Below are 9,782 nucleotides of genomic sequence, written 5' to 3'. Positions count from 1 at the left end.
TACACCGGCAGAAGCCGCGGTGCTGCTGCGCGTCCCGGAGTCCTGGTTACGCCGCCGCGCCGGCCGCCGCCAAATCCCGCGCACCTTCCTCGGCACTCCCACTCGATGGTGCCCGGCGGCTTGCTGGTGACGTCCAGGACCACCCGGTTGACCTCGGCGACCTCGTTGGTGATCCGGGTGGAGATCCGGGCCACGATGTCGTAGGGCAGCCGGGACCAGTCGGCGGTCATCGCGTCCTCGCTGGAGACCGGGCGCAGCACCACGGGGTGCCCGTAGCTGCGCCCGTCTCCCTGCACACCGACGCTGCGCACGTCGGCGAGCAGCACCACGGGGAACTGCCAGACACCCCGGTCGAGGCCGGCGGCGGTCAACTCCTCGCGGGCGATCAGGTCTGCCTGGCGGAGCAGGTCGAGCCGCTCCTGGTCGACCGCGCCGATGATCCGGATGGCCAGACCGGGGCCGGGGAACGGGTGCCGCCAGACCATCGCCTCGGGCAGGCCCAACTGGAGGCCGAGCGTGCGGACCTCGTCCTTGAACAGGGTGCGCAGCGGCTCGACCAGCGCGAACTTCAGGTCTTCCGGGAGGCCGCCGACGTTGTGGTGGCTCTTGATGTTGGCGGTGCCGGTGCCGCCGCCGGACTCCACCACGTCGGGGTAGAGGGTGCCCTGGACGAGGAATTCGACGTCGCCGTGCGCGGCGATCTCGCGGGCCGCGGCCTCGAAGACCCGGATGAACTCCCGACCGATGATCTTGCGCTTCTGCTCCGGGTCGGTCACCCCGGCGAGCGCGCCGAGGAACCGGTCGGTGGCGTCGACCACCTTCAGCTTGATGCCGGTGGCACTGACGTAGTCCTTCTCGACCTGCTCGGCCTCGCCGGCGCGCAGCAGGCCGTGATCGACGAAGACGCAGGTGAGCTGGTCACCGACGGCCTTGTGCACGAGCGCCGCGGCGACCGCCGAGTCGACCCCGCCGGAGAGGCCGCAGATGACCTCCTTGTCGCCGATCTGGGCGCGGATCCGGGCGACCTGCTCGTCGATGATGTTCTCGGGAGTCCAGGTCGGCTCGATGCCGGCGATGTCGTAGAGGAAGCGGGTCAGCATCTCCTGGCCGTGCGCGGTGTGGCCGACCTCCGGGTGGAACTGCACGCCGGCCCGTCGACCGGCCAGGTCCTCGAAGGCGGCGACCGGGGCGCCCGCCGACTCGGCGGTCACTGTGAAGCCCTCGGGCGCCTCGGTGACGCAGTCGCCGTGGCTCATCCAGACCGGCAGGTCCGCCGGCAGGTCACGCAGCAGCACACCGGGGTCGAGGAGGCGGGGGCGCAGCGGGGTGCCACCGTACTCACGGTTGCCGGTCCTGGTGACGGTGCCGCCGAGCGCCTGGGCCATCGCCTGGAAGCCGTAGCAGATGCCGAAGACCGGCACGTCGGCGCTGAACACGCCCGCGTCGATCCGCGGCGCGTCCGGGGCGTAGACGCTGGACGGGCCGCCGGACAGGATGATCGCGGCGGGGTTCTTCGCCAGCATCTCGGCGATCGGCATCGAGTGCGGCACGATCTCGGAGTAGACCTTCGCCTCACGGACCCGGCGGGCGATGAGCTGGGCGTACTGGGCTCCGAAGTCCACCACGAGGACTGGGCGAGGCAGGCTCATGTGCACGAAGCCTACCGACAGTCACGGCCGCTGCCGGCACCGGCTCGCCGGCAATCCACTCTCCCGGCGATCTTGCACTTTCTGCCCCGACAAAGGCCACGAATGCCGCCCAACAGCGACCGAAAGTGCAAGATCGCGGAGGTGGCGGCGGGTCACTGTCGCAGCGCGCCCGGGGCGTGCGGCGGGACCGCCGGGTTTTGCGGGGGTACGGGTGGAAGGCGGCAGTACGGGGAGCCGAGCGGCGGGCGGAAATCCTCGTCGCCCTTGTTGGGCCAGAAGGACATCGCCCGTTCCGCCTGTGCGGTGATCGTCAGGGACGGGTTCACGCCCAGGTTGGCCGAGACGGCCGCGCCGTCGACCACGTGCAGCCCGACGTGCCCGTACACCCGGTGCCAGGGGTCGATCACCCCGTCGGCCGGGGTGGCGCCGATGACCGCCCCGCCCAGGATGTGCGCGGTCATCGGGATGTCGAACGGTTCGGTGAGGGAGCCGCCCGGGGTGCCGCCGATCTCGTCGGCGAGCATTCGGGCGGCCGTGTTGCCAGCGGGGATCCAGGTGGGGCTGGGCGCGCCGTGGCCCGGGCCGGTGACCAACCTGCTGCCGAGTGGGCCACGCCGCCACCGGGTGGTCAGCGAGTTGTCCACGGACTGCATGACCAGGGCGATCACCGTCCGTTCCGACCAGCCGCGTACCGACAGCATCCGCGCCGCCAACCCGGGCTGCCGCACGATGCTGCCCAGCCAGCGGCGCACCCGGTGCGGGCCGCCGTCGACCAGCAGCGACTGGAGCAGCCCCATCGCGTTCGAGCCCCGCCCGTAGCGGACCGGCTCGACGTGTGTCTGCGGGTCCGGGTGGAACGAACTGGTGATGGCCACCCCCTCGGTGTAGTCCAACCGCTCGGACCGGGCCCGTCGACGGGGCACCGAGGCGCCGAGGATCGCCTCCGAGTTGGTCCGGGTCAGCTCACCGAGGCGGGGCGAGAGCCCGGGTAGCGCACCGTCGGCCCGCATCCCGTGCAGCAGTCGCTGGGTGCCGAGCGCCCCGGCGGCGAAGACCACCTGGTCCGCGTGAATGACCTGCCGACCCTTGCGCAGCCAGGCGCCGGTGCGTTCGGTGTGCACCTCGTACCCGCCGCCGTCGGCGGGCCGGACGGCGGTCACCGTGGTCAACTGACGGACCGTGACCCCGAGCTTTTCGGCGAGCCAGAGGTAGTTCTTGACGAGGGTGTTCTTCGCCCCGTGCCGGCAGCCGGTCATGCACGAACCGCAGTGCAGGCAGCCGGTGCGTTCCGGGCCGGCACCGCCGAAGTACGGGTCGGCGATCCGCTCGCCGGGCCGGCCGATGTGCACGCCCACCGGGGTGGCGTGGAAGGTGTGCCCCACCCCCATCCGCTCCGCCACCGCGCGCATGGCGCGGTCCGCGCCGGTGTGCACCGGGTACGTGGTGACGCCGAGCATTCGTTTGGCCTGGTCGTAGTGGTGGGCCAACTCGTCGCGCCAGTCGGTGATGTCCCGCCACTGCGGGTCGTCGTAGAAGGCCGGCAGCGGTTCGTAGAGGGTGTTCGCGTAGACGAGCGAACCGCCGCCCACCCCGGCGCCGGAGAGCACCAGCACCCCACCGCCGGATCGCCGACCGGCCGGGCGGAGCAGGGTGAGCCGTTGGATGCCGTAGCAGCCCAGCTTGGGTGCCCAGAGGAACCGGCGGACCCGCCAGGACGTCTGCGGGAACTCGTCGTCGGCGAAGCGGCGGCCGGCTTCCAGCACCGCGACCGAGTAACCCTTCTCGGCCAGTCGGAGCGCGGTGACGCTGCCACCGAAGCCGGACCCGATGACGACCACGTCGTACCGCATACAGGCATCATTACTCGCGAGTAGCGCTCGCGCCAGCGGCACTTTTCGCGCGATCATGCTCCGGCCGACCGACCCGGCGCCTCCCGGCCGCAACCCGGAGCACCCGTCGGAGCGTTGTTCACCAGACGGGTGGAAGGAATCCAGGATGGTTCTCGGGTCGATGGCGCCGCGCCGACGGTGGCTGCTGCTGGGGTTGGCGGCCCTCGCCGTCGTCGCGCTGATCGCGGCCGGCACCGTGGTGGTCACCCGGCTGACCGGCGACAGCAAGCCGGGCGGCGCTCCGGTGGCCGGCTCACCGACCCCGTCACCCGTCGGCACGCCGACGCCGAGCCCCAGCGGCCCACCGCCGGGCGCGGACATCACCGGCCCGCTCAACCTGCTGCTGGTGGGTGTGGACACCCGGGTCAGCGTGCCCGGTTGGGAGCCGCATTCCGACGCCGTGCTGGTGCTGCACGTACCCAAGGGGTTGGATCGGGCGTACCTCTTCTCGCTCCCCCGCGACCTGCTGGTGGACATCCCTGCGTTCCCGAAGGCCGGCTACAAGGGCGGCAAGACCAAACTCACGCACGCCATGAGCTTCGGCAGCCGGGTGCCGGGCAAACCCAAACAACCCAGCACGGCCCAGGGGTACGAGCTGCTGCGCAGCACTGTCAGCGGCTACACCGGGCTGCGCATCGACGCGGGTGCGGTGCTCACCTTCAACGGGTTCGACCGGCTGGTCAACGCCCTCGGTGGGGTGGACATCTACATCGACCAGCGGGTCGAGTCACTGCACCGCCGACCGGACGGCAAGTACCGGGAGAGCGCGCCGGGCGGATACAAGGGGCCGCAGCAGGTCTACGAGAAGGGCGAGATGCACCTCAACGGCTGGCAGGCGCTGGACTACGCCCGGCAGCGCTACATCACCGGCGGTGACTACGCCCGGCAGCGCCACCAGCAGCAGCTGATCCGGGCGATGACCCGCAAGATCCTGGACGAGGGCCTGGCCAAGCAACCCGAGCGCGTCGACCAGGTGGTCTCCGCGCTGGGAGACACGCTCGTCTACGTGGGCGGACGCCGGATCGTCGACATCGCGTACGCCCTCAGTGGCCTGCCGGAGAACCGTTTCACGCTGGTGGGGCTACCCGGCTCCGGCGTCGGCAAGGGCAGCGCCTACCGGGGTGAACAGCTCACCACCGAGGGCCGGAAGTTCCTCACCGAACTCCGCGCCGGCCGTGCCGACGCCTACCTGGCCGCCCACCCCAAGCTTGTCGTGAAGAACTGACCGCGGCTCAGAGCCGCTTGGGCTGGGCAGGCTTCTTCGTGCCGTAGAGCCAGGCGTCGAAGAGCGCGTCGAGCTGCCTGCCGGAGATCCGCTCGGCCACTGCCACGAACTCGGCAGTGGTGGCGGTGCCGTCGCGCTTCTCCGCCGCCCAGGTCTTGATGATCTCGAAGAACGCCTTGTCGCCGACGGCCACCCGCAGGGCGTGCAGGGTCATGCCGCCGCGCTGGTACACCGACTCGCTGAACAGCTTCTCCACGCCCGGCTTGCCCGGCGGTGTCTGCCACACCCGCGCGGACATGCTGGCGTACCGGTTGTCGAACGCCTCCTTGGCGGTGTACGCCTCGGTGTGCTCGGCCCAGAGCCACTCCGCGTACGTCGCGAAGCCCTCGTTGAGCCAGATGTCCTCCCACCTGGCCAACGCGACGCTGTCGCCGAACCACTGGTGGGCCAGCTCGTGGGCGACGACCTCGGTGTTCTCGCCCTGCCGGAAGAAGCTCGCCGCGTACACCGGTCGGCTCTGCGTCTCCAGGGCGTAGGAGATCCGGCTGTCGGAGATCACCACACCGCCGTACGCGCCGAACGGGTACGGCCCGAACACACTCTCCAGGTAGTCGGCCACCGCGACGGTCTGCGCTATGGACGCGTCCGCGTTCCCCTTGGGCTCGGTGGTGGTGACCGCGTTGTAGACCGGGCGGCCCTTGTGCTCGCCGGTGGTGATCCGGAACTTGCCGATCACCAGCGTGCTCAGATAGCTGGCCATCGGCGACTTCTCCGACCACTTCCAGGTGGTCCAACCGCCCGTGCTGGTCTTCCCGCCGGGGACGCCGTTGCTGATCGCGGTGAGGCCGTCCGGAACGGTGACCTCGAAGTCGTAGGCCGCCTTGTCCGACGGGTGGTCGTTGACCGGGAACCAGGTGCTGGCCGACTCGGGCTGACCCAGCGCGATGGCACCGTCGGCGGTGTGCAGGAAGCCCCCGTCACCGAGCGCCTCGTTCTTCAGCGGCTTCGGCTTGCCCGCGTAGGTGACCTCGGCGACGAACCCGTTGCCGTTGACCAGCCCGGAAGCCGGCTTGATCACCAGCTCGTTCCGCTTGCGGCTGTGGGTCGCCGGTGCGCCGTCCACAGTGACCGCGCTGACGGTCAGGCCGGCCAGGTCGAGGTTGAACGACGACAGGTCGGTGGTCGCGGTGGCCCGCACCGTTGTCGTACCCGTCAACTGGTCCTTGGCCGGGTCGTAGCGCACCTTCACCGTGTACCGCCCGACGTCGTAGCCGCCGTTGCCGTAGGTCGGGAAGTAGGCGTCGCCGACCCCGTCGGCGCCTGCGGCGAACGTCCGGGCCGGAGTGGGGGACGCGCTCGGTGACGAGGCCGCCTCCGGGCCCGCCGAGTCGCATCCGGACAGTGCGAGCGCACCGGCCACCAGCAGGCCGGCAGCCACTCGCAGTCTGTGCCGCGTCCCGCGCATCCCACACCCTTTCCGCACGGTGGCCGGTCACGGCCTCCGCAGTCCCACGCGAACCGGCGCCTACCCGCCGTTCGCAGGCGGCAGCATATCGACCGGGCAGCGGGGCCGGATCACGGCAGTGTGGGAGCCGACCCACCGACCAACCAGGCGTCGAAGAGCGGACGCAGTTGCCGCCCGGCGACCCGCTCGGCCAGCGCGACGAGGTCCGCCGTGGTCGCGTTGCCCGCCGCCCGCTCGGTGGTCCAGGTACGCAGGATGCGGAAGAAGAGGTCGTCGCCGACGGTCCGGCGCAACGCGTGCACGGCGAGCGCCCCGCGCTTGTAGACGGCAGTGCCGAACATCTGCTCCCGGCCCGGCTCGACCGACGGCTGCGTCCAGTCGGTCGCCGCGTACTGGATCTCGAAGTTGCGCTGGGCGGTCCGGCCGCCGTCGTGCTCCTCCCACAACCACTCGGCGTAGCTGGCGAAACCCTCGTTGAGCCAGATGTCGCTCCACCTGGTGAGCGACACGCTGTCGCCGAACCACTGGTGCGCCAGTTCGTGCGCGACGACGCTCGGGTTCGGCCGGTCGTCCGCGAAGAAGCCAGGCCCGTAGACCGGCCGGGACTGGGTCTCCAGCGCGTACCCGATCCGGTCGTCGGCGATCACGATCCCCCCGTACGAGTCGAACGGGTACGGGCCGAAGCGGCTGGCCAGGAAGTCGACGATCGCGCCGGTGCGGGCCAGCGAGGTGGCCGCGCCGCCGGTCTCCGGCAGGCTCGCGGCCACCGCCGTGACCATCGGTCGGCCCGCGTGCGTGCCGGTCACCACCCGGTAGTCGCCGATCACGAGCGTGCTCAGATAGCTGGCCATCGGGGCGCGCTCCGACCAGCGCCAGGTGGTCCAGCCGTCGGCGCTGCTCTTCGGCCCGGGTACGCCGTTGCTCAGCGCGGCCAGGCCGTCCGGAACGGTCACGGCCAGGTCGTAGGTGGCCTTGTCCGACGGGTGGTCGTTGACCGGGAACCAGGTGGCGGCCGAGTCGGGTTGGCCGAGCGCCACCGCGCCGTCGGCGGTGTGCAGGAAACCACCGCTGCCCAACGCCCCGTCGTCGACGGCAGTGGGGACGCCCGCGTACTCGACAGTGACTGTGAACTGCCGGCCGCGCGGCAGTCCGTCGCGGGGGGTCACCACCAACTCGCCGTCGCCGCGCCGGTGCTCGGCCGCCGCGTCACCCACGCTGACCGCGCGGACCTCCAGGCCGACCAGATCCAGGTTGAACCGGGACAGGTCCTGGGTGGCGGTGGCCGTGATGACGGCTCGACCGGTCAGCCGGTCGGTCGACGGGTCGTAGCGGACGTCGAGGCCGTAGTGCCCGACGTCGTAACCGCCGTTGCCGTGCCCCGGCACGTACGGGTCTTTGACGTCGGCGGCGCCTGGCCGGAATCCGTCGCGGTCGTCGCCGGTGCAACCGGTGACTGCCAGCAAGATCGCGCAGGTCAGCGCGGCGACGCGCAGTCTCCGTCCGGTCCGGACCATGCCCACCCCTCCTGCGGCGTTGCGGCCTCCTGCGTCTCTCGGCCTCCTGCGCGGTGCGGTCAGGACGAGCGTAGTCAGCATCGCGGGCCGCGCGGCCGGTATCGACGATCATCAGTAACTTTCGTCGGATCAAACAAAAGCTGCCGTCGATCGAACCTATCTTTCGACTTAGACCGACGTTAGTGTCTGTCTCCGACCACCGTCGCGAAAGGTGGAACCATGCCAGACCACACCGCCCCCGACGCCACCCCCACCGGCCGGCTCAGCCGCCGATCCCTGCTCGCCGCCTCCGCCGGCGCCGCCGCCGCGATCGGCGCGGCCGGCCTACCCGTCCTCGCCACCGGCACCCCCGCGCTCGCCAACCCCGGCAACGCGAGCAAGCTACGGGTGGAGCCGCTGATCCCGGCCCGCAACCGCGGCATCATCCTCTACAGCGTCCGCGACCGGATCACCGCCGCGCCCGACGACAGCGGGGTGCCGTACGGCTTCGAGCGCGTCCTCGCCCGACTCGCCGAGATCGGTTACAAGGAGATCGAGTTCGCCGGCTACACCCAGAGCACCGAGATCCTGGGCCGGCAGATCACCCCCGCCGAGATCCGCAAGATCCTCGACGACAACGGCCTGGTGGCCAACGGCACCCACGCCACGATCCAGCCGGCCACCTTCCAGCAACAGCTGGACATCGCCGAGGAACTCGGCATGAAGAACATCGGCACCGGCAGCGACCCGACCAGCAGCGCGTACAAGGCAGAGTGGGACGCCGCCGCGGACATCTGGAACGAGCTGGGCCGGCAGGCCAAGGCCCGGGGCATGCGGCTCTACACGCACAACCACGACGCCGCGTACAACTTCCTGATCGACCGGGGCCCACGCGACGAGCAGGGCCGGCAGACCCGGTCCTCCGGCATCCGCCGACTGGAGTACTTCTTCGAGATCACCGACCCGAGGTACGTCTTCTTCGAGCTGGACATCTACTGGGCCTACGTGGCCCGTTACAAGCACCAGAAGTACGTCAACCCGGCCGGCCAGGAGGTGACCGACCTGTTCGACCCGATCCTCACCGTGGCCGACCGGACCACCCGGTTCCCGCTCTTCCACGCCAAGGACGGCGACCGGGACACCAGCGTTCCCAACGGGTACCAGATGACCCCGCTGGGCGACGGCGACCTCAACTTCCAGCAGTTCTTCCAGACCATCGGCGAGCGCAACTTCCACCACGCCAACTGGGAGATGGACACCGCCCCCGGCGGCGCGGACAACAAGGGCCAGTCGCTCGACTTCGCGGCGACCAGCTACCGCAACATGTCCGACCTGACGATCTACGTGGAGAAGTAACTCCCGCTGAACGCGACGAAGGCCGGCCCCGCCTGGTGCGAGGCCGGCCTTTCGGCGCCGAACGGATCGGTCAGCGGTCGAGGACCAGACCGACCTTCTGGAACTCCTTCAGGTCGCGGTAACCGCACTTGGCCATCGCCCGACGCAGCCCACCGAACAGGTTGAGCTGGCCGTCGGCCTCGTCCGCCGGCCCGAAGAGCAACTGCTCCATCGACCCGAGCGGCTCACCGGAAACCTCGAAGGCACCCCGGGGCAGCGACGGGTGACTCGCCGCCGAGTGCCACCAGGCACCACCGGCAGGGGCCTCGTCGCAGAGCGACAGCGGCTCACCGAGCATCACCGCGTCCGCGCCGCAGCCGAGCGCCTTGGCGATGTCGCCCGAGGTCTGGATGTCACCGTCGGCGATCAGGTGCACGTACCGGCCACCGGTCTCGTCCAGGTAGTCGCGGCGGGCCGCCGCGGCGTCGGCGATCGCGGTGGCCATCGGCACCCGAATGCCCAGCACCGACTCGGTGGTCGACCACTCGTCGCCCCCGATGCCCACGATCACGCCGGCCGCGCCGGTGCGCATCAGGTGCAGCGCCGTCTTGTAGTCGGTGCAACCACCGACCAGAGCAGATGCAGCGCTGCGAAGGGGATCCCCTGCTCGGCAGCGACCGGCCGAATCCGAAGCACGCGGAAGTTGGCAGCCTGGTCGATCAGCTG

Annotated in this window: 6 protein-coding genes and 1 pseudogene; 2 read left to right on the top strand and 5 right to left on the bottom strand. The window is 70.7% G+C overall.

The window, feature by feature from the left end:
* Both guaA and ABZ749_RS20115 read right to left on the bottom strand, forming a co-directional pair.
* Positions 1–1,649, bottom strand: a 1,649-nt coding sequence (guaA, locus tag ABZ749_RS20120) for a glutamine-hydrolyzing GMP synthase (RefSeq protein ID WP_357229868.1), incomplete at its 3' end; no start/stop codon positions are given.
* A 152-nt stretch (positions 1,650–1,801) separates the two neighbouring features.
* Positions 1,802–3,499 carry a GMC family oxidoreductase gene (locus ABZ749_RS20115; protein ID WP_357229866.1) on the bottom strand — a complete coding sequence of 566 codons (1,698 nt, stop codon included), beginning with the start codon at positions 3,497–3,499 and terminating at the stop codon, positions 1,802–1,804.
* A 145-nt stretch (positions 3,500–3,644) separates the two neighbouring features.
* On the opposite strand from ABZ749_RS20115, the gene ABZ749_RS20110 reads away from it, so the two are divergent.
* Positions 3,645–4,763, top strand: coding sequence for an LCP family protein (locus ABZ749_RS20110; RefSeq protein WP_357229864.1), 1,119 nt, complete (start codon positions 3,645–3,647; stop codon positions 4,761–4,763).
* A 7-nt stretch (positions 4,764–4,770) separates the two neighbouring features.
* On the opposite strand, the gene ABZ749_RS20105 is transcribed toward ABZ749_RS20110, so the two are convergent.
* Both ABZ749_RS20105 and ABZ749_RS20100 read right to left on the bottom strand, forming a co-directional pair.
* The gene (locus tag ABZ749_RS20105) at positions 4,771–6,228 is read right to left on the bottom strand and encodes a M1 family metallopeptidase (protein WP_357229862.1); all 1,458 of its coding nucleotides are present in this window, start codon (positions 6,226–6,228) and stop codon (positions 4,771–4,773) included.
* 110 nt (positions 6,229–6,338) lie between these two features.
* Positions 6,339–7,742 carry a M1 family metallopeptidase gene (locus ABZ749_RS20100; protein WP_357229860.1) on the bottom strand — a complete coding sequence of 468 codons (1,404 nt, stop codon included), beginning with the start codon at positions 7,740–7,742 and terminating at the stop codon, positions 6,339–6,341.
* Positions 7,743–7,961: 219 nt separating this feature from the next.
* On the opposite strand from ABZ749_RS20100, the gene ABZ749_RS20095 reads away from it, so the two are divergent.
* Positions 7,962–9,077 carry a sugar phosphate isomerase/epimerase gene (locus tag ABZ749_RS20095; protein WP_357229858.1) on the top strand — a complete coding sequence of 372 codons (1,116 nt, stop codon included), beginning with the start codon at positions 7,962–7,964 and terminating at the stop codon, positions 9,075–9,077.
* Between the two features lie 70 nt (positions 9,078–9,147).
* Here ABZ749_RS20095 and ABZ749_RS20090 read toward each other — a convergent pair.
* A pseudogene (locus tag ABZ749_RS20090) lies at positions 9,148–9,690 on the bottom strand (IMP dehydrogenase); the annotation flags it as partial.
* Between the last annotated feature and the right edge of the window lie 92 nt (positions 9,691–9,782).

It is taken from the genome of Micromonospora sp. NPDC047753 (assembly GCF_040642735.1).
GTDB lineage: Bacteria > Actinomycetota > Actinomycetes > Mycobacteriales > Micromonosporaceae > Micromonospora.
The sequence above is the reverse complement of the archived record's forward strand: the minus strand, read 5'-3'. Positions and strand labels throughout refer to the sequence as shown.

Bases quoted from the DNA above. Each gene is read 5' to 3' on its own strand.
- ABZ749_RS20115 (WP_357229866.1), bottom strand. From the start codon at position 3,499: ATGCGGTACGACGTGGTCGTCATCGGGTCCGGCTTCGGTGGCAGCGTC.
- ABZ749_RS20110 (WP_357229864.1), top strand. From the start codon at position 3,645: ATGGTTCTCGGGTCGATGGCGCCGCGCCGACGGTGGCTGCTGCTGGGG.
- ABZ749_RS20105 (WP_357229862.1), bottom strand. From the start codon at position 6,228: ATGCGCGGGACGCGGCACAGACTGCGAGTGGCTGCCGGCCTGCTGGTG.
- ABZ749_RS20100 (WP_357229860.1), bottom strand. From the start codon at position 7,742: ATGGTCCGGACCGGACGGAGACTGCGCGTCGCCGCGCTGACCTGCGCG.
- ABZ749_RS20095 (WP_357229858.1), top strand. From the start codon at position 7,962: ATGCCAGACCACACCGCCCCCGACGCCACCCCCACCGGCCGGCTCAGC.